This is a genomic window from Xanthobacter luteus (genome assembly GCF_040049235.1).
GTDB lineage: Bacteria > Pseudomonadota > Alphaproteobacteria > Rhizobiales > Xanthobacteraceae > Xanthobacter.
Window position 1 is genome coordinate 156703 of sequence record NZ_JBDZDO010000004.1, and the last position, 22228, is coordinate 178930.

At 70.6% G+C, this 22228-nt stretch carries 19 protein-coding genes; 14 read left to right on the plus strand and 5 right to left on the minus strand.

Features of this window, described 5'->3' with window-relative positions; translation table 11 throughout:
• Positions 1 to 86 precede the first annotated feature (86 nt).
• From ABLE88_RS14170 to ABLE88_RS14220, 11 genes are all read left to right on the plus strand, one after another.
• Positions 87 to 1070, plus strand: a complete 984-nt coding sequence (locus tag ABLE88_RS14170) for a tripartite tricarboxylate transporter substrate binding protein (protein WP_348832337.1) — start codon at positions 87 to 89, stop codon at positions 1068 to 1070.
• 62 nt (positions 1071 to 1132) lie between these two features.
• The gene (locus tag ABLE88_RS14175; RefSeq protein ID WP_348832338.1) at positions 1133 to 1840 is read left to right on the plus strand and encodes an SDR family oxidoreductase; all 708 of its coding nucleotides are present in this window, start codon (positions 1133 to 1135) and stop codon (positions 1838 to 1840) included.
• A 67-nt stretch (positions 1841 to 1907) separates the two neighbouring features.
• Complete coding sequence (locus tag ABLE88_RS14180; protein ID WP_348832339.1) at positions 1908 to 3077, plus strand: acyl-CoA dehydrogenase family protein; 1170 nt, start codon at positions 1908 to 1910, stop codon at positions 3075 to 3077.
• A gap of 63 nt (positions 3078 to 3140) precedes the next feature.
• Complete coding sequence (locus ABLE88_RS14185; RefSeq protein WP_348832340.1) at positions 3141 to 4313, plus strand: mandelate racemase/muconate lactonizing enzyme family protein; 1173 nt, start codon at positions 3141 to 3143, stop codon at positions 4311 to 4313.
• 132 nt (positions 4314 to 4445) lie between these two features.
• Complete coding sequence (locus ABLE88_RS14190; RefSeq protein WP_348832341.1) at positions 4446 to 5423, plus strand: Bug family tripartite tricarboxylate transporter substrate binding protein; 978 nt, start codon at positions 4446 to 4448, stop codon at positions 5421 to 5423.
• A gap of 29 nt (positions 5424 to 5452) precedes the next feature.
• Positions 5453 to 6880, plus strand: coding sequence for an MmgE/PrpD family protein (locus tag ABLE88_RS14195; RefSeq protein ID WP_348832342.1), 1428 nt, complete (start codon positions 5453 to 5455; stop codon positions 6878 to 6880).
• Positions 6881 to 6995: 115 nt separating this feature from the next.
• Positions 6996 to 7787 (plus strand): SDR family NAD(P)-dependent oxidoreductase, encoded by a 792-nt coding sequence (locus tag ABLE88_RS14200; RefSeq protein ID WP_348832343.1) that lies wholly within the window; start codon positions 6996 to 6998, stop codon positions 7785 to 7787.
• 10 nt (positions 7788 to 7797) lie between these two features.
• A complete protein-coding gene (locus ABLE88_RS14205) occupies positions 7798 to 8577 on the plus strand; it encodes an enoyl-CoA hydratase/isomerase family protein (RefSeq protein WP_348832344.1) in 780 nt (259 codons plus the stop codon).
• Positions 8578 to 8610: 33 nt separating this feature from the next.
• Entirely contained in the window at positions 8611 to 9435 is an 825-nt protein-coding gene (locus ABLE88_RS14210; protein WP_348832345.1) for an enoyl-CoA hydratase-related protein, read from the plus strand.
• Between the two features lie 244 nt (positions 9436 to 9679).
• Positions 9680 to 10582, plus strand: coding sequence for an EamA family transporter (locus tag ABLE88_RS14215; RefSeq protein ID WP_510182904.1), 903 nt, complete (start codon positions 9680 to 9682; stop codon positions 10580 to 10582).
• A gap of 117 nt (positions 10583 to 10699) precedes the next feature.
• The gene (locus ABLE88_RS14220; RefSeq protein WP_348832347.1) at positions 10700 to 11530 is read left to right on the plus strand and encodes an IclR family transcriptional regulator; all 831 of its coding nucleotides are present in this window, start codon (positions 10700 to 10702) and stop codon (positions 11528 to 11530) included.
• A 31-nt stretch (positions 11531 to 11561) separates the two neighbouring features.
• Here ABLE88_RS14220 and ABLE88_RS14225 read toward each other — a convergent pair whose 3' ends face one another.
• Together ABLE88_RS14225 and ABLE88_RS14230 are read right to left on the minus strand one after the other, a co-directional pair.
• Positions 11562 to 12164: a cysteine dioxygenase family protein gene (locus tag ABLE88_RS14225; RefSeq protein WP_348832348.1), complete on the minus strand. Its 603-nt coding sequence runs from the start codon at positions 12162 to 12164 to the stop codon at positions 11562 to 11564.
• Positions 12165 to 12220: 56 nt separating this feature from the next.
• Positions 12221 to 13387 carry a CaiB/BaiF CoA transferase family protein gene (locus tag ABLE88_RS14230; protein WP_348832349.1) on the minus strand — a complete coding sequence of 389 codons (1167 nt, stop codon included), beginning with the start codon at positions 13385 to 13387 and terminating at the stop codon, positions 12221 to 12223.
• A gap of 284 nt (positions 13388 to 13671) precedes the next feature.
• Here ABLE88_RS14230 and ABLE88_RS14235 point away from each other — a divergent pair, with 284 nt between their 5' ends.
• Positions 13672 to 14661, plus strand: coding sequence for an NAD(P)H-quinone oxidoreductase (locus tag ABLE88_RS14235; RefSeq protein ID WP_348832350.1), 990 nt, complete (start codon positions 13672 to 13674; stop codon positions 14659 to 14661).
• 24 nt (positions 14662 to 14685) lie between these two features.
• Here ABLE88_RS14235 and ABLE88_RS14240 read toward each other — a convergent pair whose 3' ends face one another.
• The 3 genes from ABLE88_RS14240 to ABLE88_RS14250 form a co-directional block, all read right to left on the minus strand.
• Positions 14686 to 17016, minus strand: coding sequence for a molybdopterin-dependent oxidoreductase (locus ABLE88_RS14240; protein ID WP_348832351.1), 2331 nt, complete (start codon positions 17014 to 17016; stop codon positions 14686 to 14688).
• Positions 17017 to 17032: 16 nt separating this feature from the next.
• Entirely contained in the window at positions 17033 to 18457 is a 1425-nt protein-coding gene (locus tag ABLE88_RS14245; RefSeq protein ID WP_348832352.1) for an MmgE/PrpD family protein, read from the minus strand.
• A gap of 143 nt (positions 18458 to 18600) precedes the next feature.
• Positions 18601 to 19584 carry a tripartite tricarboxylate transporter substrate binding protein gene (locus ABLE88_RS14250; protein WP_348832353.1) on the minus strand — a complete coding sequence of 328 codons (984 nt, stop codon included), beginning with the start codon at positions 19582 to 19584 and terminating at the stop codon, positions 18601 to 18603.
• Positions 19585 to 19853: 269 nt separating this feature from the next.
• Here ABLE88_RS14250 and ABLE88_RS14255 point away from each other — a divergent pair, with 269 nt between their 5' ends.
• Positions 19854 to 21344, plus strand: a complete 1491-nt coding sequence (locus tag ABLE88_RS14255; RefSeq protein ID WP_348832354.1) for an NAD(P)-binding domain-containing protein — start codon at positions 19854 to 19856, stop codon at positions 21342 to 21344.
• Positions 21345 to 21471: 127 nt separating this feature from the next.
• A complete protein-coding gene (locus ABLE88_RS14260; protein ID WP_348832355.1) occupies positions 21472 to 22227 on the plus strand; it encodes an enoyl-CoA hydratase/isomerase family protein in 756 nt (251 codons plus the stop codon).
• The last annotated feature ends 1 nt before the right edge of the window (position 22228 follow it).

Sequence of the window (22228 nt, forward strand, 5' to 3'; positions counted from 1 at the left end):
AAAACAGTGTTTCAAATATCGCAATAGCGATCGCGCACGCCACCGAACGGGCTCTCCAGAATGCCCGCGGCGCGGGAGGAACAAAGATGCTCAGGATCCTGCGGGCCGCGGGCGCGCTGACGCTCGCGGCGCTGTGCCTTGCCGGCGCCGCCGCGCCCGGCCATGCCGACGAGTTCCCCGCAAAGCCGATCCGCTGGATCGTGCCCTTCTCCCCCGGCGGCGCGACCGACATCGTCGCCCGCGTGGTCGGCCAGAAGATGCAGGAGGCCTGGGGCCAGCCGGTCGTGGTCGAGAACCGGCCCGGCGCCGGCGGCACGCTGGCGATGGACATCGTCGCCCGCGCCGCCCCCGACGGCTACACGATCGGCGGCGTGTCGCTCAACTTCACCATGTACCCGTTCCTCTATCCCAGCTTCCCGTTCAACATCCTCAAGGACTTCAGCCCGATCGTGCTGGTCGCGCGGATCCCCTCCATCCTGGTGGTGACGCCGGCGATGCCGGTGAACTCGGTCGACGATTTGATCCGCGCGGCCAAGGCCAGCCCCGGCAAGATCGGCTTTGCCTCCGGCGGCGGGGTCGGCACCGGCGGCCACGTGGCCGGCGAGCTGTTCAAGAAGATGACCGGGGTCGACATGACCCACATTCCCTACAAGGGCGGCGGGCCGGCCACCGCCGACCTGATCGGCGGCCACGTCCAGATCTCGTTCGCCACCACCACCTCCATCGTCGAGGCGATCCGGGCCAACAAGGTCCGCCCCATCGCCGTCACGTCGGCGACGCGGTTCGCGCTGTTCCCGGACCTGCCGACCTTGTCGGAATCCGGCGTGCCCGGCTTCGTCACCGAGGAGATGCAGGGCATCGTCGCCCCCGCCGGGGTGCCGATGCCGATCCTCGACAAGCTGAACCGCGAGATCGTGCGCATCCTCACCCTGCCCGAGGTGCGCGAGCGCCTGGTCAATCTCGGCGCCACCCCGGTGGCGGGCACGCCGGCCGAGTTCGCGGACTATCTGCGCACCGAGAGCGCCAAGTGGGCCGAGGTGTTCAAGGGCACCGGCATCACCGCCGAATGAGCCATTGCCGCCCCGCCGCGCGGCGGGGCCTTCCGTTCCCGTCCCCGGCGCGCGAGCAAGCCATGTCCCTGTCCGGCAAGAAGATCCTGGTGGTCGGCGGCAGCTCGGGCATGGGCCTCGCCACCGCCTTGGCGGCGGCCGCGCAGGGCGCCGAGCTGGTGCTCTCCTCGCGCTCGCAGGCGCGCCTCGACGCCGCCGCCGCGCGCTTTGGCACCCCGGTCTCGACCATCGCCGCCGATGCCGCCGACGACGATGCGGTCCGCGCGCTGTTCGCGCGCACCGGCCCGCTCGACCATGTGGTCGTCACCGCCGCCGTTGTGAACCGCAAGCCGCTCGCCGAGATCACGCTGGAGGAGGCGCACCAGGCGTTCGAGACCAAGTTCTGGACGCAGTTCAACGTCGCCCGCCGCGCCGCGCCGGTGATCCGGCCGGGCGGCAGCATCACGCTGTTCTCGGGCATTTCCAGCCAGCGCGGCTTCGCCAGCCTGGTGGTGGCGAGCGCCATCAACGGCGCGGTGGACGCCCTGTGCCGCTCGCTGGCGCTGGCGCTCGCGCCGGTGCGCGTCAACGCGGTGAGCCCCGGCTTCGTGGACACAAAGAGCCACCGCGACACCGCGCGCGAAAAGGTGCTGGAGGCGGTCGCCGCCGGCCTGCCGCTGGGCCGCGTCGGCCAACCGGAGGACCTCGCCCGCGCCGTGCTCTTCCTGATGGAGAGCCCCTATTCGACCGGCTCGGTGGTGGTGGTGGACGGCGGGCACCTCGCGGGGTGAGCGGCGCCACCTGAAAAACAGAACGCCGTGACGGCATCCGTAACCATTGGACGAGAGGAGCGAAGACGTGGATTTCGCATTGACGGACGATCAGGAGCGGATGCGCGCGTCGATCGCGCGGCTGGTGGAGCGCGAGGTGCGCCCGGTGCTCGCCGCGCACCCGCGCGACCGCGCGCTGCCCAAGGCCGAGATGGTGAAGCTGTTCGAGCGCATCGCGGACTACGGCCTCCTGTGTCCGCGCCTGCCGGAGGCGGAAGGTGGCCCCGGCATCTCCATGCTCGACTACGGCATCATGTTCGAGCAGATCCCGCCCACCGTCTCCATGTCCATGCTGTCGCAGGATTCCTGCATCACCCGCCTCAATGCCGAGTGCACGCCGGAGCAGAAGGCGCGCTTCCTGCCCGACCTCGTCGCCGGCCGCAAGCTCGCCTGCACCGGCTCCACCGAGCCCGACACCGGCTCCGACCCGCGCGGCATCAAGACCAGGCTCACCCGCAAGGACGACAAAGCGGTGCTCAACGGCCGCAAGATGTGGATCACCAATGTCAGCGCCTGCGACCTGATCCTCGTCACCTGCATCGACGAGGGGCGCAGCAAGGAGGGCCGGCCGGTCATCATCAAGGTGGTGGTGGAGCGGGACAAATCGCCGTTCGAGGCGCACGAGATCGACGCCATCGGCCTCAACCAGGGCTATCTCGGCGAGGCGGTGTTCGACGATTGCGTGGTGCCGACCGAGAACATCGTCGAGGCCGACAGCGGCACGCGGCTGCTCAATCGCTCCTGGTACGTCAACCGGTGCATGGTGGGCCTGCAGGCGGTGCACCTCGCCGAGCGCGCCTATCTCGCCGCTTTGGACTATGCCCGGGTGCGCCGCCAGTTCGGCAAGCCCATCGCCGCGCACCAGCTGGTGCAGAAGAACTTCTCCGACATGGTCACGGCGATCACCGCGAGCCGCATGCTGTGCTACCGCGCGCTGTGGATGATGGACGCGGGCGAGGAGGCGGGCGGCGCCTCGGCCATGGCCAAGCGCTTTGCGCAGATGAACTGCACCGAGGCGGTCTGGCAGGCCATGAACGTGCTCGGCGCCATGGGCCTCTCGCGCGAGGCCGGGCTCGAGGAGATGTACCGCGACATCCGCATGCTGCCGATCCCGGACGGCACCAACGAGGTCCTGGCGCTGATCCACGCCCGCGAGCTGACCGGCTTCGAGGCCTTCCGGGGCACGGCCGGCGCCTGACGGCGCGGCGCACGAGCGCGCGGGGCACGAGGCAACACCGAAGCAACCGCAAGGAGGCAACCCATGTTGGCAGAACGCAAGCCGGCCGCGGCCGCCCCGCCCGAGACCCGGGCGCAGGCGCGCATCTCCAGGGTCGAGATCATCGCCGTGAACATCCCGTTCGCGATCGAGTTCAAGATCGCCACCGGCGGCATCCGGCCCGGCGTCGACGTGATCCTGGTGCGGCTCCACACCGATGCCGGCGTCACCGGCATCGGCGAGACGCCGGCCTGGCGCCGCCAGGGCAGCAACGACACCGTCGCCTCCCTCACCACCCTGATCCGCGACCACTTCACGCCGCTGGTGGTGGGCCGCTCGCCGTTCGACATCGCCGCCATCCTCGCCGACATGGACGCCGCGATCTGGCATTCCAACTATGCCCAGGCGGCCATCGCCGACGCGCTCCTGGACCTGCAGGGCAAGCTGCTCGGCGTGCCGGTCTACCAATTGCTCGGCGGCAAATGCCGCGACGGCGTCGGCGCCTGCGCGGTGATCGGCATCAAGGCCGATTTCCGCCGCATGCTGGATGACGCCCAAGGCTTCTACGACAAGGGCTTCCGCAGCTTCACCATCAAGATCGGCAACGATGCCGTCAAAGACGTGAAGGCAGTGGAGGCGATCCGCGCCCACCTGCCGGACGACGCGCTGATGCGCGTCGACGCCAATGCGGGCATGGACTTCGACACCGCGGTCGCGGTGCTGAAGCGGCTCGAGCCGCTTCAGATCGACGCCGCCGAGCAGATGGTGCCGCCGTGGGACGTGGCCGGCATGGCGGAGCTCGCGCGCCGGACCCCGATCCCGCTGATGGCCGACGAGTGCATCGCCACCGACCACGATCTGCTGGACGTGATCCAGCGCCGCGCCGCCACCGTGATGCAGACCAAGAGCTCCAAGAACGGCGGCATCTGGCGCTGCCGGGAGCTGTGGACCATCGCCCGCGCCGCCGGCATGCGGATCTATCCCGGCAACCATCCCGGCACCAGCATCGTCGCCACCGCGGTCGCGCACCTCGCCACCGCGTGGCCGGGCGCGCTGCTGGAGGGACCGTTCGCGGTCGGCATCTGCGGGCTGATCGGCGCCGACGTGGTGACCGAGCCGGCCGTCATGGACGGGCGGTTCCTGCGCGTCTCCGACCGCCCCGGCTTCGGGCTGGAGCTCGACGACGACCGCATCGAGGCGCTGCGCATCCCGTTCTGAGCCCGGCCGGGCGGCGCCCCGGCGCGCCCCGCGGGGCGGACGACGCGCCGGCGCTTTGACACCCAGGGGAAGCGCGCGCATATTTAAAGAAACAACGTTTCAAATAATGAAACGATAACGAGGGAGGGACACATGATCTCGAAACGGCGCCTCGGCCTCGCCATGGCCGCGACCCTCGCCGCGCTGGCCTTCGGGCCGCCGCTGGCCTTTGCCGACACCTATCCCAGCCGGCCGATCAAATATGTGGTGCCGTTCCCGCCGGGCGGCGGCGTCGACACCCTGGCGCGCATCGTCGCCGAGAAGCTCTCGGCGCGGCTCGGCCAGCAGGTGATCGTCGACAACCGCTCCGGCGCGGGCGGGCTCACCGGCACGCGCTCCGGCGCCAAGTCGCCGCCGGACGGCTACACCCTGGTCGCCGCCTCGTTCAACTACCTCACTTTGCCGGTGCTGTTCCCCGACCTCGACTTCGACATCGTCAAGGACCTTTCGCCGGTGATCCTGGTGGCGAAGTTCCCCTGCGTGCTCGTGGTCTATCCCGAGGTCCAGGCGAAGACGGTGAAGGAGATGAAGGCGCTCGCCGGCACCCCCGCGGGCCTCAAGTTCGGCTCGTCGAGCACCGGCGGCGGCGGCCACATCGCCGGCGAGCTGTTCAACCAGATGGCCGGCGTGAAGATGGTGCACGTGCCCTATCGCGGCGCCGCGCCCATGAATGTCGACCTGATCGCCGGGCGCATCGACCTCGCCTTCGCCCACATCACCTCGATCCTGGAGCTGATCCGCGGCGGCCGGGTGCGCCCGCTCGCCATCACCTCGGACCAGCGCTCGCCGCTGCTGCCCGACGTGCCCACCATGGAAGAGGCCGGCTTTCCCAATTTCGAGGCCGGCGAGCTCAACGGCATCCTGGTGCCCGCCGGCACGCCGCCGGAGATCATCGCGCGCCTCAACAAGGAGATCGTCGAGATCCTCGCCATGCCCGACGTGAAGCAAAAGCTGGAGGCCCAGGGCGCGCAGATCGTCGCCAGCACGCCGGCGGAGTTCGCGACCTTCATCGTCAACGAATCCGCGCGCTGGGGAAAGGTCGCCAAGGCGGCCGGCATCAAGAGCGAATGAGACGCCCGCATCCGCGGCTGGAGGACCACATGTCACACGGAGCCGAAGCTCAGACCCTCCAAGGCGCGGCCGCGGCCGAAGCCATCGACCGGACGGCGGCGCTCGCCGACGTCCTGGCCGGGCTCGACGCCGCGCACCTGCCGCGCGCGACCCTCGAGCGGACCATGGATCTCGTCGCCGATCATCTCGGCGTCGCGCTCCACGGGCTCGATCTGCCATGGTCGCGGATCATCGCCGAGTTCGGCTGCGAGGAAGGCGGCCGGCCCGACGCCACGGTCTATGGCCGCGGGCGCGTGCCGGCGCGGACCGCGGCGCTGGTCAACGGCACCATCGCCCACGGCATCGAGCTCGACGACACCCACGACCAGTCGTGCTCCCATCCCGGCGCGGTGGTGATCCCGGCGGCGCTCGCGGTGGCGGAGATGACCGGCGCCTCGGGCCGCGATCTCATCGCCGCGATCGTCGCCGGCTACGAGGCGCAGACCCGGGCCGGCGCGGCGCTCACCGGCGACCTGATGAGCCGCGGCTTCCACCCGACCGCGCTGTCCGGCGTGTTCGGCGCCACCACCGCCGCCGGGCGGCTGCTCGACCTCTCCAGCGCCGAGCTGCAGTCGGCGTGGGGCCTCGGCGTGTCCATGGCCTCGGGCGTGATGCAGTTCACCCAGGACCCGCTCGGCACCATGGTGAAGCGCCTCCATGCCGGCCTGCCGGCCCATAACGGGGTGCTCGCGGCCATGCTCGCCGCGCGCGGCTTCCAGGGCCCGCGCGGGGCGCTCGACGGGCGCGCCGGCTTCGTCCACGTCTTCAGCCCGAACCCGGAGGACTGGCGCCTGACGCAGGATCTCGGCACGGTGTTCGCGGTCGACCGCATCAGCATCAAGTTCTACGCCTGCTGCCGCATGTTCCACGCTTTGGTGGACGCGGTGCGGGAAAGCCGCGAGGAGGCGGGCTGGGGCGCCGACGACGTGGTCGAACTGACCGCCTCCGGGCCGCGCATCATGTCCGACGGCCATATGGAATACCGGCCGCGATCGGTGATGTCGGCGCAATATTCGCTGCCCTACACGGTCAGCGCGGCGGTGCTGCTCGATCCGCGCGATCCGCGCGCGTTCAACGCCGAGGCCATGGTGCGCCCGGACGTGCTGGCGCTGGCGGACCGCGTCTCGGCCGAGGCGAGCGCGGCGCTCGAGCCCTATTTCCCCGCCAAGTATCCGGGCGGCTTCACCGCGCGGCTGAAGGACGGGCGCCGGATCGAGAAGACCCTGCTCGATTCCTTCGGCACGCCGGAGAAGCCGGTGGACCGCGCCGGCATCGCCGGCAAGTTCCGCGCGCTCACCGACGGCATCGTCCCGGCGGCGCGGGCGGAGGCGATCCTCGGCGCGGTGTTCGCGCTCGACACCGCCGGCGACGTGCGCGCCCTCGCGGCGCTGGTGGGGGCGGGCGTGACGCAGCCCTGAGCGCCGCCGCAGGCGCGGGCGGCGGGCCGGCGCGTGTTGACAGCCGGGGACGCTATGCTAATGGTCTGATATACGAAACATCGTTATAATTAATGATACAATGGGAGGAGCGAGGGTGGATACCGGGCTTGAAGGCCGCGTGGTCATGATCACCGGCGCCGGCGGCGGCATCGGCCGGACCATGGCGCTGAGCTTTTCGCGCGAAGGCGCCAAGATCGCCGTGAACGACATCTCCGAGAAGGGCGTCGCCGAGACCGTGGACCTGATCCGCGCCGCGGGCGGCACGGCGGTGCCGGCGCGCTGCGACATCACCGACCTCGCCGCGGTCCGCGCGTGCGTGCGCACGGTGGAGGAGGCGCTCGGCGGCGTCGACGCGCTGGTCAACAACGCCGCGCTGATCGTCGCCCACGAGCTGTTCGTCGAGACCAAGCCCGAGGATTGCGACAAGGAGATCAAGGTCGTCCTCTACGGCACCATGAACTGCACCCGCGCGGTGCTGCCGGGCATGATCGAGCGCCGGTTCGGCAAGATCGTCAACATCGTCACCGACGCCGCCCGGGTGGGTCAGGAGCGCCAGGCCAACTATTCCGCCGCCAAGGGCGGGGTGATCTCGTTCACCAAGTCGCTCGCCAAGGAGGTCGGCCCGCACAACATCAACGTCAACGCGGTCTCGCCCGGCGCCACCAACTCGCCGATCCGCGCCGAGATGCTGCGCCAGCTGACCTCGAAGATCGGCGAGGAGAAGGCCAAGGAGCGCGAGGAGAAGGTGCGCCGCCTCTACCCGCTGCGCCGCATCGGCGAATCCGAGGACGTCTCCAACGCCGTCGTGTTCCTCGCCTCCGACCTCGCCCGCCACGTCACCGGACAGATCGTCAGCGTGAACGGCGGGTTCGCGATGCCGGGCTGAGGCGGCGGCGATGAGCGACGTCCTCACCCTCGAGCGCGCCCCGCCCGCGGCGGTGCTCACCTTCAACCGGCCGGACAAGCAGAACGCGCTGAACCTCGCCATGTTCGACGCGCTCGACGACGCCTTCGACGCGCTCGACCGGGAGGGCGACATCCGCGGCGTCGTGCTCACCGGCACCCCCAACGTGTTCTCCACCGGCGGCGACCTCAAGCAGGCGCTGGAGATCAACACCATCCTCGAGACCAAGTTCTGGCTCGACCGGTTCGCCGCCACCAACGCCCGCATCGAGGCCCTCACCAAGCCCGTGGTGGCGGCGATCCACGGCTGGTGCCTCACCGGCGGGCTCGAGCTTGCTCTGTGCTGCGACATCCGCATCGCCGCCACCACGGCGCAGTTCGGCGTCACCTCGAGCCGCATCGGCACCGTGGCGGGGGCGGGGGCGACCCAGCGCCTCGCCCGCCTGATCGGCCCGGAATGGACCAAGCAGATGCTGTTCAGCGGCGACTTCATCGACGCGCAGACGGCGCTCAGGATCGGCCTCGTCAGCGAGGTGGTGGAGCCGGACGCGGTGGTGCCGGCCGCCACGGCGCGGATCGCGGCCTATGCCCAGCGCGCGCCCCTGAGCGTCTATTATGCCAAGCTCGCGGTGAACAACGGCCTGCAGATGGACCTGCAGTCGGCGCTCGCCTACGAGCGCCAGCTCACCACCGGCCTGTTCGCCACCGCGGACCGCAAGGAAGGCATGGCCGCCTTCCTCGGCAAGCGCAAGCCGCACTTCAAGGGCGAGTGAAACGCCGCAGGAAACGCCCCAAGGAGCCCCCCGATGAACCAGCACGCCAAGGCCCCGTTCCAGGACATCCTCTACGAGAAGCGGGACGGCATCGCCACCGTCACCATCAACCGCCCGAAGACCTACAATTCCATCACCCAGTTCACCGCCGAGGAGATGATCGCCGCCCTGCGCGACGCCGCCGAGGACGACGAGATCGGCGTCATCGTGCTCACCGGCGCGGGCGAGAAGGCGTTCTGCTCGGGCGGCAACATGCAGGCGATCGCCGAGCGCACCTCCTCCCACAAGCGCAACCACCTCAGGGTCATGGCGCAGCTCGCGCTGATGCTGCGCACCGCGGCCAAGCCCACCATCGCCGCCGTCAACGGCTACGCCATCGGCCTCGGCCACGAGCTGCACGTGATGTGCGACATCACGATCGCCGCCGACCATGCCAAGTTCGGCCAGACCGGGCCGAAGATGGGCAGCGTGCCGGTGTGGGGCGCCACCACCCTGCTCCACCGCGTGGTGGGCGAGAAGAAGGCGCGCGAGATCCTGTTCTTCTGCCGCCAGTACACCGCCCAGCAGGCCCTTGAGATGGGCCTCGTCAACCACGTGGTGCCCATGGCGGAGCTGCGCGCCACCACCGAGGAGTGGTGCCAGGAGCTGCTCGACAAGAGCCCGCAGTCGCTGCGCATCGCCAAGCTCGCCTTCAATCAGGAATCCGACCAGAGCCTGTGGGCCGGCATGTTCGCGGGCGCCGAACTGCTCTCCATGCACATCGATTCCGACGAGTTCATCGAGGGTCCCACCGCCTGGCTCGACAAGCGCAAGGCCAATTTCCGCGCCTTCCGCAAGCGCAAGGTGCGCGAGGCCTGAGGCCGGGTGCCGGCCCCGCGCCGGCGCGCCATCGTCTTCGCCTCGGGAGCCAGGGTCCGGGCGGGCGTCGTCCGCTTGAACCCGCTCTCGGGACGACAGGTCCCGGCCGGTGCCCCCCGCCCCGGCCGGGTCGTGTTTCCGCGGCCCCGGCGCGGCTCCGGCGCAGCCCGCCGGGCCGCGCGCCGAGGCCGCACCCCCCGGATGCCGGCCCCGGCCGGACATCCCCACCAGGCATCCCGCCGTGCTGATACTCCACGATTGGCTCTGGGTGATCTTCACGCTGTCGGCGGCGCTGGCGCAGACCCTGCGCAACGCCACCCAGCGCAGCCTGATCGCCGAGCTCGGCGCGGCCGCCGCCGCCCATGTGCGCTTCCTGTTCGGCCTGCCGTTCGGCCTCCTGTTCCTGGTGGTGCTGCTCCTGCTGACCGGCGCGACGCCGCCGCGGCCCTCGCCCACCGCCCTCGCCTGGATGCTCTCCGGCTCGCTGATGCAGATCCTCGGCACGGCGCTGATGCTCGCCGCCATGACCGAGCGCTCGTTCGTCGTCACCATCGCCTATACCAAGACCGAGCCGGTCCAGGTGGCGGTGTTCGGCATCGTCATGCTGTCGGAGACGCTGACCCTGCCGCTGATCGCGGCGATCCTGATCGCCACGTCGGGGGTGATGATCATGGGCTGGCCGGCGCGCCAGGTCGCCGGCGCGCCCCACCGGCTCAAGCCGGCGCTGCTCGGCATGGCCGCCGGCGGGTTCTTCGCCATGGCCGCCATCAGCTTCCGCGGCGCGATCCTGGCGCTCAAGCAGGACGACTACGTGCTCGCCGCCATCACCACCCTCGCCATCGGCCTCGTCATGCAGACCGCCATGCTCACCACGTGGCTGGCGCTGCGGGACCGGGCCGCGCTGCGCGAGATCGTCGCGGCCTGGCGGCCCTCGCTCGGCGCCGGCTTCCTCGGCGCGGTGGCCTCCGCCTTCTGGTATCTCGCCTTCGCGCTCGAAAGCGCGGCGCGGGTGCGCACCCTGGCGCTGGCGGAGATCCTGTTCGCGCAGATCATCTCCCGCAACATGTTCCGCCAGAAGACCAGCCCGCGCGACGCGATCGGCATCGCCCTGGTGGTGATCGGGGTCGTGGTCCTGCTCAATGCCTGAGGCCAAGCGGGCCGACAAGCGGAACGGCGTTCCGCAAGGTGCGTCATCGCACGGCGCGCTATGGAAGGCCGGCGCCCGCTATGGTAGGAGCTAACCAACGAAAAGGTTGGGGCCACGATGGAAAAAACGGTCGTCAAGGCATTCGAATTGCTCGAAACCCTCGCCGGGATGGACAAGCCGACCGGGATCACGGCGCTGGCGCAGGAGCTGGGCCTGACGAAGAGCAACGTGTTCCGGCTTCTGAACACCATGGCCCGGCGCGGCTATGTGCGCCGCCACGAGGATGCCGGGCAGTACGAGCTGACCTTGAAGGTCTGGTACCTGGGCATGATGGTGCTCTCGCGCCTCGACGTGAAGAAGGCGGCCACCCCGCACATCGAGGAGCTGATGCGGGCGACCACGGAATCGGTCCATCTGTCGATCCTGGTGGGCGGCGAGGTCACCTATATCGAGAAGATCGAGAGCGAGCAGGCGGTGCGCGCCTATTCGCGGGTGGGCGACCGGCCGCCGGCGCACTGCGTCGCCACCGGCAAGGTGCTGCTCGCTTATCTGCCCGCGGAGGCGCTCGACAAGCGCCTGGAGCTCGGCCTGGCCAAATACACGCCCCGCACCATCACCAACGCCCGGGTGCTGCGCAAGGAGCTGGAGACCATCCGCAAGCGCGGCTTCAGCGAGAATCGCGGCGAGTGGCGCGAGAGCGTGTGCGGGGTGGCCGCGCCGATCCGCGACTGGAGCGGCCAGGTGGTGGCGGCGGTGGGCATCTCCGGCCCCGCCGAGCGGCTGAAGCCCGACGCTTTGGAGCGCTTCGCGCCGCCGGTGATCGCCTGCGCCGAGACCATCTCGCGCGCGCTCGGCCATGTGGCGGGCGAGCCCGCCCCGCAGCCTCTGCCGGAGCCGAAGAAGCGCGCGCCCCGCATGGCCGCGGCGAACAAGGCCGCGGCGAAATAGCAAGCAGGCGGGAGGGGGGCGGCCCGCGCGCTCAGGCGCCCCGCACCTCGCGCGAGCGGTCCCACAGATTGGGCATCGCCGCATTGGCGTAGCCGGAGACGAAGCTCTTCACCTCGCCGGTGTCGGGCACGAACACGTGCCGCTGCACCGCGCCGATGTTGGCGCCATAGACGTGGATCGAGATCGAGGGCTTGTCGGCCAGCGCGTTCGACACCTTGTGGATGTCGCCCACCGTCGGGCTGACGGCGCAGACCTCGCCCGGCTTCAGCAGATCCTCGTCGGTCTTGGTGAGCTTGCCCGCCGCATCGCGCGTGAAGCTCTCGCTCGTCTCGGCGCCGCGCAGCATGCCGACCAGCCCCCACACCGTGTGGTCGTGGACCGGCGTCGACTGGCCCGGACCCCAGACGAAGCTGACCACGCTGATGCGCTCCAGCGGGTCGCAGTGCAGCAGGTATTGCTGGTAATATTGCGGATGGGGCCGGGTGTATTCCTCCGGCAGCCAGTCGTCGGTGGCGACGAGGTCGGCGAGCAGCGGCCGGATCCGCGCCAGCACGGCGGCCTCGTCCCTTTCCGCGCCGACGATCTCGGTGGCCTCGACGATGAAGCGCCTCAGGCGGCTGATATCCGTGGCCATGTCCCCTTGCCTCCCTGCCGTTTCTTGCCCTTGCCCCTGGCTGTCCTGGCGCGGTCTCAGCCGGCGACCGCCTTCATCGGCGGCGTGTCGTCGAGCGCCCGGATGACCTCCGCGCGATGCTCCCCGAGCGCGGGCGGCGCGGAGCGGATCTCGATCCCCTTGCCGGACAGCATCACCGGCGAGGCGAAGGTCTTGGTGGTCACGCCCGAGGGCAGGGTGGTCTCGCGCACCCAGCCCATGTGCGCGACCTGCGGATCGGCGAGGATCTGCGAATAGCTGTTGATCGCCCCGCACGGCACGCCGACGCCGACGAAGCCCTCGATCCACTCGGCGGCGCTCTTGGTGGCGAACACCTCCTCCAGCAGGAGGCGCAGCTCGGTCTGGTTGCGGGTGCGGGTGGAGGTGGTGAGGAAGCGCGGATCCTCCACCAGGTCCGGCCGCCCGACGAGCTCGCACACCGAGCGCCACAGCCGGTCGTTGCCGGCGGCCATGGCGAAATAGCCGTCCTTGGCCTTGAACGCCTGATAGGGCGCATTGCGCGGATGGGCCGAGCCGAGCTTCTGCGGGTCGATGCCGGTGCCGAAATACTCGCTGGTCTGCAGCGCGGCGATGGCGAGCGTCGCCCCCAGCATGGAGATGTCGATGTGGTCGCCTTCCCCGCTCGCCTGCGCCTTGCGCAGCGCCGCGGCGATGGCGAAGGCGGCATAGAGGCCGGCGGCGAAGTCCGACACCGGCACGCCGCATTTGACCGGCGCCCCGTCCGGCTCGCCGGTCACGCTCATCACGCCGCCCACCGCCTGGATGGTGAGGTCGAAGCCGCCCTCGTGGGAGCGCGGCCCGGTCTGGCCGAAGGCCGAGATGGAGCAGTAGACCAAAGCCGGCTTGTCCTTCGCCATGGCGGCGTAGCCGAGGCCGTTCTTGTCCATCACGCCCGGCCGGTAGTTCTCCACCACGGCGTCGGCGGACTGGATCAGCCGGCGGGCGATCTCGCGCTCGGCGGGGTTCTTCAGATCGAGGGTGATCGACTTCTTGCCGCGGTTGAGCGAGGCGAAGTTCTCGCTGTAGCCGTTGCTGAGCGGGGGCCACTGGCGCAGCGAATCGCCCACGCCCTCGCGTTCCACCTTGATCACCTCGGCGCCCATGTCGGCCAGCAGCATGCCGCAGAACGGGCCCGATGCGACCTCGCAGAATTCGATCACCTTCACACCGCTGAGGGGCAGCACTCTGATTCTCCGTCGAGGTTCACCGTCCGGCGTCCCGGGCCGCTGCGCGCACGCGGGGCCCGGAGGGCGGGGTGGGGCGCCGGAGCGCGGCGCGCTTGTGCTGTTCTTTAGAACAATGTTTCATTACTTAAGGAAATCCGCCGCGCATTGTCAACCCAAAGTCCGGGTGGGCGGGCGCGGCCGTTCCACATTTTGATCCACCCGCGGCCGGCTTTCGGACCGGCTTGACGGCGCCGCCGCGAGGTTGCTCATAACGCGGCATTCACGAGGGAAAAGACAAGGCCATGATTAAGATTCCGGACCGCATGAAGGTGATCGATTTGTCGCAGCCGGGCGGCCCCGAGGCGCTCGTCCCGGGCGAGCGGGCCCTGCCCGCCCTCCCCGCCGGCCACGTGCTCGTGAAGGTCGCCGCCGCCGGCGTCAACGGTCCCGATCTGATGCAGCGGCGCGGGCTCTATCCGGCACCCAAGGGGGCCTCCGACCTGCTCGGCCTGGAAATCTCCGGCCATGTGGCGGCGGTGGGTGAAAGTGTCGACACATGGCGCGTCGGCGACGCGCTCTGCGCGCTGACCAATGGCGGAGGATATGCGGACTATTGCGCGGTCGACGCGCGCCATTGCATGCCGGTGCCGGCCGGCGTCGCGCTCGAGGACGCGGCCGGCCTGCCGGAGACCTTCTTCACGGTCTGGAGCAACGTGTTCCTCGGCGCCGGGCTGAAGGCGGGCGAGACCCTGCTCGTCCACGGCGGGGCGGGCGGCATCGGCGCGACCGCGATCCAGCTTGGAAAAGCGTTCGGCGCCAAGGTGTTCGCCACCGAGAGTCCCGAGGACCGCTGCGACTTCTGCCGCGCGCTCGGCGCCGACGCGGCGATCGACTACCGCACCGAGGACTTCGTCGAGGTGCTGCGCGCGGCCGGCGGCGCCGACGTGATCCTCGACGTGGTCGGCGGCCCCTATGTGGAGCGCAACATCAAAGCCGCCCGCCACGACGGGCGGATCGTCCAGATCGCCTTCGCCCTCGGCAGCAAGGTGGCGATCGACCTCATGCCCATCATGTTGAAGCGGCTCACTTATACCGGCTCCACCCTGCGCACGCGGCCGGACGCCTTCAAGGCGCAGGTGGCGCGCGATCTGGTCGAGAAGGTGTGGCCGAAGATCGCCGCGGGGGCGATCCGGCCCTCCACCTTCAAGGTGTTCCCGCTCGCCGAGGCGGCGCAGGCGCACCGCCTCATGGAAAGCGCGGGCCATTCGGGCAAGATCCTGCTGCGGCCTTGATTTTGGCTCCCGTCTCCGGCCCCTTCAACCGGTTCCGCGGGGCGGCACGAAGGCGGGCGGATCGAAGCAGGTCAGGTCCGGCGCGGCCTGCCGGAACGGCTCCACCTCGACCAGGCAGGAATGGGCCGAACAGGCCTGGCCGAGGCGCGAGGTGCCCCGGTCGGCGGTGAGGACGTTGGGGTTTCCGTGCTTTTCCAAGGCCCCCGCGACGCCGGGCTCGAGCGGATCGAACCAGGCGCCGGTGGCGAGCTGCACCACGCCGGGGCGCAGGTCCGCCGACAGCACCGCCGCCGCGAGGCAGGCGCCGCGCCGGTTGAAGATCCGCACCAGGTCGCCGTCGCCGATGCCGCGCGCCGCCGCATCGGCGGGATTGAGGCGCACCGGCTCGCGCCCGTTGACCTTGCCGGCCTGCGCCACGCGGCCGAGATCGTACTGGCTGTGGAGCTTGGTGGAGGGCTGGCTCGAGATCAGATGGAGCGGATGGCGCGCCGCCTCGGCGGCGCCGAGCCATTCCTTGGGCTCGATCCAGGCGGGATGGCCGGGGCAGTCGTCATAGCCAAAGCCGGCAATGGTCTCAGAAAATATCTCGATGCGCCCCGACGGGGTGCCGAGCGCGTGGCCCGCCGGGTCGCGGCGGAAGGCGGCGAGGGTCGGCTCGGAATGCTCGGCCTCCGGCAGGAGGGCGATGCCGGCGCGCCAGAAGGTGTCGAAATCCGGCAGATCGAGCCCCTTGGCGGCGGTGCGCTGGCGCGCGACGCCGTAGAGCTGGCGCAGCCAGGCCTCCTCGTTGCGCCCCTCGGTGAAGGCATCCTCGACCCCGAGCCGCGCGGCGAGGGCGGCGAAGATCTCGAAGTCCGTGCGCGCCGCGCCCGCCGGCTCGGCCACCTTGTGGGAGGCGGAGATCATGCGGTCGCGCGAGGAGCAGGCGATGTCGTTGCGCTCCAATTGGGTTGCCGCCGGCAGCACGATGTCCGCATGACGCGCGAGGCCGTTCCACCAGGAGTCGTGCACGATCACAGCCTGCGGCCGGCGCCAGGCGCGCACCAGGCGGTTGAGGTCCTGGTGGTGGTGGAAGGGATTTCCCCCGGCCCAGTAGACGAGGCGGATGTCCGGATAGGTGTGGCGCCGGCCGTTGAAGTCGTAGCTGCCGCCCGGATCGAGCAGCATGTCGGCCACCCGCGCCACCGGAATGACGTCCGGGACCGGGTTCTCGCCCTGGGGCAAAGACGGCCAGGTAAAGTCGTGGATGGGGTTGCCGATGCCGTTCACCGAGCCGAAGCCGAAGCCGTATCCGCCGCCGGGCAGCCCGATGTGCCCCAGCATGGCGGCGAGCACGATCGCCATCCAATAGGGCTGCTCGCCGTGGTCCGCGCGCTGGAGCGACCACGACATCATGATGAAGGTGCGCTTCTGAGCCATGCGGCGCGCCAGCGCGCGGATGTCCGGCGCCGGCACCTCGGTGATCGCCGCCGCCCAGTCCGCGGTCTTCGCCACGCCGTCGGCTTCGCCGAAAAGATAGGCGCGGAACCGCTCGAAGCCGGTCGTATAGCGCTCCAGGAAACCGGTGTCGCAGAGCCCCTCGCGCGCCAGCGTGTGCGCCAGCCCCAGCATCAAGGCGACGTCGGTGCCCGGCCGCGGCGCCATCCATTCGGCGCCGAACTCGGCGTCCGTGTCGTCGCCGACCGGGCTGACCGAGACCAGCTGCGCCCCCGCCTGCCGGCAGGCGCGCAGGCTCTCCCGGAGCGAGTGGCGCACGATGCCGCCGGAGGAGACCTGCGCGTTCTTCGCGCCGGCGCCACCGAACATGACGATCAATTGGGCGTGGCCGGCGATGAGCCGCCACGGCGTGTGCTGGACGTGCAGCCCCAGGCGCTCGCCCACCACGTGGGGCACGATCACGTCCGCCGCGCCGTGGCTGTAGTTGGAAAACGAGCGGGTGTAGCCGCCGATGGTGTTGAGGAAGCGGTGGACCTGGCTCTGGGCGTGGTGGAAGCGCCCGGCGCTCGCCCAGCCGTAGGAACCGCCGAAGATGGCGCAATTGCCGTGCGCCCGCCGCACCCGGTCGAGCTCGCCGGCGACGAGGTCGAGCGCCTGCGGCCAGTCCACCTCGACGAACGGCTCGGCGCCGCGTCGCGCCCCCGTGGCGCCCGCGCCGTGCTCCAGGAAGGAGCGCCGCACCGCGGGGCGCCGGATGCGGCAGGGATGGTCGAGCGCGCCGAGCATGGACTGGGCGATGGGCGAAGGATCGGGGTCGCCCTCATAGGGATCGAGCGCGACGGCCCGGCCGTCCGCCATCGCCGCGCGATAGATGCCCCAATGGGTGGTGACGGTGGGACGGGCGGGGGGCGGCAGCATGCGGAAGTTCCTCGCCTCAGCCGGCGCCGCGGGCGGGGGCGCCGAGCAGGGCCATGAGGGCGCCGATGCCGGTCGCGCGGTCGAGCGCATCGATGGCATCGAGGATGGCGCGCGCGCGCGCCGCGCCCACCGCCGGCTCGGCATGGGCGTTGAACTTGCGCGCCAGGGCCGCGTCGTCGAGGGGGTTGTCGGGGTGGCCGGGCGGCACCGGGCAGACCGCCTCCTCCCGGCGCCCGTCGCGCAAGGCGACGGTCACGGCCGCCCCCGTGGCGTGGTGGTAGTCGCGGGTAAAGGCGGGGTCCGCCACCAAGGTCGCGCGCGCCATGAGCGCGCGCAGCACCGGGTCGGCGAGCCGCTCCGGCGTGAACTGCGCCGGGCCGCAGGCGCCGTCCATGAGCGCCACCGCCATGAGATAATGGGGGCTGTGATCGGCGAGCTCCTTGGTGGTGGGCGCCGCCTTCTGGCCGTCCGAGGTGGGCCAGTCGAGGATCTGCTGCGGGAAGCGGCCCTCGATCGCGACGATGTCCCCGACGCCGGGATGCAGCCGGGCGCGCAGATCGAGCGCCGCCTGGATTAGCCCCTGGGCGGGAGAGAACGCCTCGAACGGCTTGATGCGCGCCTTCATGATGCGGAACGCGCCGTCGAGCGGCGCGACGAGCGCCGCCATGTCGGTGCCGCCCGCCACCGCCCGGTCCCAGCCATAGGCGCCCTCGAAGATCGCCTGCGGCCCGGTGAGGCCGTGCGCCGCCATAAGGGCGGCCTCGACCCCGCCTTTGGCGGCGACCGCCTCGATGGTGGCCTTGATGGTGGCCATGGACCCGCGCATGGATTCGGTCAGGATGTTGCCGTGGGTGCCGGCAATGGCGAGCGCCTCGGCGGTGCGGGCCGCATCGAGGCCGAGCAGCCGCGCGGCGGCGGCGGCGCTGGCATAGGACATGTTGGTGGCGTGGTGCCAGCCGCGGTCCCACAGGCTGGGATCGCCCGCATGGTCGCACAGGCGGAACTGGACCTCGTAGGCGGCGACCAGCGCGGCGAGCACGTCGCGCCCCGATGCGCCGACCTTCTCGCCCACCGCCAGGACGGCGGCGAGGTTGCCGCTGGCGTGGGCCGGGTCGCGGCCGAAATAATAGTCGTTGACGTCGAGATAGCGCAGCGCCGTGCCGTTGGCGAAGGTGGCCAGCGTGCAGGAGGTGCGCAGATCCGTGCCGATCACGCGCGCCTCCGGCCGCCCGCCGAGCGCCGCCACCAAAGCGTGCACCGCCTGCGTCGGCGCGCCGGACAGGCCGCCCAGCGCGCAGCCGATGGTGTCGGCGACCAGCATTTTCGCCGTCGCCACCGCGTCGGGCGGCAGGTCCTCGAAGCGGATCGCGCAGGCGACCGCGGCAAGGCGATCGCGGACAGGGATGGCGGCACCGGCGGGCGCGGCGGCGACATGGTTCATGGCCAGGAGGCGTCCTCTCTCGGGCGCCGCCCGCCCCCGCGCGCGGGGGGTGGGCGGAACGGCAATTTTCGATGTCGATGGCGCGGGCGGCGCGCCCGCCTGGGCCGCGGCCCCGGCGGGGCAACGCTTCTGGGCCGGCCCCGCTATTCGTTCTTGACGTTGGCCTGCTTGATGACCCGCGCCCACTTGACCATCTCGTCCTTCAGGAAGGCGTCGAACTGGGCGATGGAGCCGCCGGTGAAGGCGACGCCGATATTGGCGAGCTTCTGCTCCACGTCGGGCATCTTCATGATGCGGGCGATCTCGGCGTTGAGCTTCTCGCGGATGGCGAGCGGCGTGCCGGCGGGGGCGAGCACGCCCCACCATTCCACCGAGACCACCGGATAGCCGGACTCCTCCAGCGTCGGCACGTCGGGCAGCACCGGCGAGCGCTTCTTGCTGGACACGGCGATGGCGCGCGCCCGCCCGGAATCCACATAGGGAAAGCCGGTCGGCACGGTGCTCATGGCGGTCTTGATATGGCCGGCGGCGAGGTCGGTGATGGCGAGCGATCCGCCCTTGTAGGACACGTGCGCGTTGTCGAGATTGGCGAGCGACTTGAACCACTCCATGGTGATGTGGCTGCTGCCGCCGGCGCCCGAGGTCGCGTAGGGATAGTCCTTCGGATTGGCCTTCACGAGCTTCACATACTCCTCGAGCGTCTTCACCGGCACCGACGGGTGGACCACCACGAGGTTCGGGATCTCGGTCAGGAGGATGACGGGCTCGAAGCTCTTCACCGGGTCGTAGGGCATCTGGGTGAAGTTGGGATTGATCACGTGTCCGCTCGTGATCACCACCAGCGTATAGCCGTCCGGCGGGGCGCCGGCGACGACCGCGGTGCCGATGGCGCCGGCCGCGCCAGGCCGGTTCTCCACCACCACCGGCTGGCCCCAATCCGCCGTCATCTTGTTGCCGATGAGGCGGGCGAGCGTGTCGGTCAGCGCCCCCGGCGCGAACGGCGCGATGAGGCGGATCGGCTTGTTAGGGTAGTTCACCACGGCATCGTCGGCGCGCGCGGGCGCGCCCGAGAGGCCGATCGCCGCCGCGATCGCCGCGCCGAGCACCACATTGAGTGCGAGCTTCATTTCTTTCCTCCCCTCCGGCCTGGATATTCCGGTCCGTATGGCGGACCTGGCATGCCTCTTGTCTCATATTATGAGCATAGGGTTCGATATATGGCACGCTTTCCGCGCCCGGTGTCAAGGCGCCCCCGGCCCCCGCGCGCGGCCGGGGGCGCCGGCGGCGCGCGGGGTCGGCCTTTTTGGTATGTTCCGAATTGTGAACTTATGATCTAATTATCAGAACAGTCGACAGACCGGCCGAGGAAAGGGCCGGCGCAAAGAGGGGCGGACGCATGAGCCGGATGTTGGACCGAGCGGATCCCGGACGGGGACCGCTCGAAGGCGGCACGCTCGCCGATCTCGAGCGCGAGGTGAAACGCGATCTCGACCGGCTCAACTTTCCCCCGCGCGAATGGCCGGTGCCGAAGACCGCGCCCGACGGCACGCGGGCCCTGGACGCGCTCGTCGTGGGCGGCGGCATGTACGGCCAGACCATGGCCTTCGCCCTCCAGCGCGAGGGCATCCGCAACCTGCGCGTCCTCGACCTCGCGCGCGAGGGCGAGGAGGGCCCCTGGGGCACCTACGCCCGCATGGACATCCTGCGCTCGCCCAAGCGCCAGTGCGGCCCGGACCTCGGCGTGCCGTCCTTGACCTTCCGCGCCTGGCACGAGGCGCAGCAGCGCAGCTGGGACGAGCTCTACAAGATCCACCGCCTGGACTGGCTCGCTTACCTGTTGTGGCTGCGGCGCGTCTTGGGCATTGCGGTGGAAAACGAGACGCGCCTCGTCGCGCTCGAGCCCGCCGGCGGGCTGCTGCGCGCGCAGATCGAGGGTCCGCGCGGACACGAAAGCGTTTATTGCCGCAACGTGGTGCTCGCCACCGGGCGCGAGGGCGCGGGCGGGCGCCAGATCCCCGCTTTCCCCTCCTTCGGCATCGCGCGTGGCGACCGCCATCCGCGCATCCACCATTCCGCCGATGCCATCGACTTCGCCCCGCTTAGGGGCAAGCGCGTGGCGATCCTGGGCGCCAACGCCTCGGCGCTGGACAATGCCGGCACCGCGCTCGAAGCGGGCGCCGCCGCGGCGGTCCTGTTCTGCCGCCGGCCAGTCCTGCCGCAGGTGAACAAGTCCCGCTGGATGGTCTTTCCCGGCTTCCAGCACGGCTTTCCCGCCATGGACGACGCTTCGCGCTGGAATTTCATGAGCCACGTCACCAGCCTGCAGATGCCGCCGCCCCACGAATCGGTGCTGCGTTGCACCCGCCATGCCGGCTTCGAGCTGCGCTTTGCCGAGCCCTGGACGGACGTGGTCCCGGATGCCGACGGCATCGACATCGTCACGGCGAAGGGCCGGCACCGCTTCGACGCGGCGATCCTCGCCACTGGCTTCAATGTCGACCTTTCCGACGTGCCCTATCTGCGGCCGCTGCTGCCGCACATCGAGACCTGGGGCGCGCGCGTTCCGCCCGAGGAGGCGGCGCGCTTCCCCGCCCTTGCCCGCCTGCCCTATCTCAGCGCCGACTTCCAGATGACCCCGACGGCGGACGGGCAAGCGCCCGAGGTGGGCCGCATCTATCTCCTGAGCTTCGGCGCGAGCCTCAGCCACGGGGCGCTCGCCGGCGACCTGCCGGCGGTACGGGGGAGCACCACGCGCGCCGCCGGTGCCATCGCGCGCGAGCTGTTCGTCGCCGATTACCAGGCCTACCGGGAGAGCATGCACCGGTTCAACGAGGCCGAACTGGAGCCCACGCCGTACTTCGTTCCGCCCGAGGACATCGCGCCGTGATCCGCCCGGTGGATCGCCGTTGACATTTGTCGAAACAACGTTCCATTTCTTTGCACCGGAAGCTCCTTCACAGGCCGGCCGCGCAGATTCATCCATGCCGCAGGGGAACAGGGAGACCGACCGTCCCATGACCATCGCCCAAGGGCACAGCGTCAGCGAACTGACGATCGAGCAGGCGGGGCCGGTGACCCGCCTCATGCTGGACCGGCCCGCGCGCGGCAACGCGCTCAGCGCCGGGCTGGTGCTGGCGCTGAGCGCGGCGGTCGCCCAGGCGGCGCAGGACGGCACGCGCCTGCTCGTCCTCGAGGGCCTGGGGGCAAGCTTCTGCTCCGGCTTCGATCTCGGCGGCCTCGACGCGCAGAGCGACGGCGATCTCGCCCTCAGATTCCTGCAGCTGGAGACGCTGCTGCAGGCGGTGCATCATTTTCCCGGCGAGACGCTCGCGCTGGCGCATGGGCGCGTGTTCGGCGCCGGCGCCGATTTGTTCGGCGCCTGCGCGCGACGCATCGCGGCGCCACAGACGACATTCCGCTTCCCCGGCGTCCGATTCGGCGTGGTGCTCGGCACGCGCCGCCTGGGCGCCGTCGTCGGGCGCGAGCGCGCGCGGCGGCTGATCCTGGACGGCGTCGAGGTCGACGCCGACGCCGCCCGCGCCAGCGGGCTTGCGGACGAGATCGCCCCACCGTCCGCCTGGCCGGACCGGCGCGCGGCCATCCTCGCCGGCCTCGACCTCGTCGCGCCGGAGACGCGCGCGGCCATCACGCGCGCTCTGCGCCCGGACACGCGGGCGGCCGACATGGCCGACCTCGCCGCCTCGGTGGCGCGGCCGGGCCTGAAGCAGCGGATCCAGAACTACAAGCGTGAGATCGGCAACCGATCCTGAC

Coding starts and splice junctions, on each gene's coding strand:
- ABLE88_RS14235 (WP_348832350.1), top strand. CDS start 13,672: ATGATTAAGATTCCGGACCGCATGAAGGTGATCGATTTGTCGCAGCCG.
- ABLE88_RS14250 (WP_348832353.1), bottom strand. CDS start 19,584: ATGAAGCTCGCACTCAATGTGGTGCTCGGCGCGGCGATCGCGGCGGCG.
- ABLE88_RS14195 (WP_348832342.1), top strand. CDS start 5,453: ATGTCACACGGAGCCGAAGCTCAGACCCTCCAAGGCGCGGCCGCGGCC.
- ABLE88_RS14210 (WP_348832345.1), top strand. CDS start 8,611: ATGAACCAGCACGCCAAGGCCCCGTTCCAGGACATCCTCTACGAGAAG.
- ABLE88_RS14185 (WP_348832340.1), top strand. CDS start 3,141: ATGTTGGCAGAACGCAAGCCGGCCGCGGCCGCCCCGCCCGAGACCCGG.
- ABLE88_RS14190 (WP_348832341.1), top strand. CDS start 4,446: ATGATCTCGAAACGGCGCCTCGGCCTCGCCATGGCCGCGACCCTCGCC.
- ABLE88_RS14175 (WP_348832338.1), top strand. CDS start 1,133: ATGTCCCTGTCCGGCAAGAAGATCCTGGTGGTCGGCGGCAGCTCGGGC.
- ABLE88_RS14255 (WP_348832354.1), top strand. CDS start 19,854: ATGAGCCGGATGTTGGACCGAGCGGATCCCGGACGGGGACCGCTCGAA.
- ABLE88_RS14240 (WP_348832351.1), bottom strand. CDS start 17,016: ATGCTGCCGCCCCCCGCCCGTCCCACCGTCACCACCCATTGGGGCATC.
- ABLE88_RS14260 (WP_348832355.1), top strand. CDS start 21,472: ATGACCATCGCCCAAGGGCACAGCGTCAGCGAACTGACGATCGAGCAG.
- ABLE88_RS14170 (WP_348832337.1), top strand. CDS start 87: ATGCTCAGGATCCTGCGGGCCGCGGGCGCGCTGACGCTCGCGGCGCTG.
- ABLE88_RS14245 (WP_348832352.1), bottom strand. CDS start 18,457: ATGAACCATGTCGCCGCCGCGCCCGCCGGTGCCGCCATCCCTGTCCGC.
- ABLE88_RS14205 (WP_348832344.1), top strand. CDS start 7,798: ATGAGCGACGTCCTCACCCTCGAGCGCGCCCCGCCCGCGGCGGTGCTC.
- ABLE88_RS14225 (WP_348832348.1), bottom strand. CDS start 12,164: ATGGCCACGGATATCAGCCGCCTGAGGCGCTTCATCGTCGAGGCCACC.
- ABLE88_RS14220 (WP_348832347.1), top strand. CDS start 10,700: ATGGAAAAAACGGTCGTCAAGGCATTCGAATTGCTCGAAACCCTCGCC.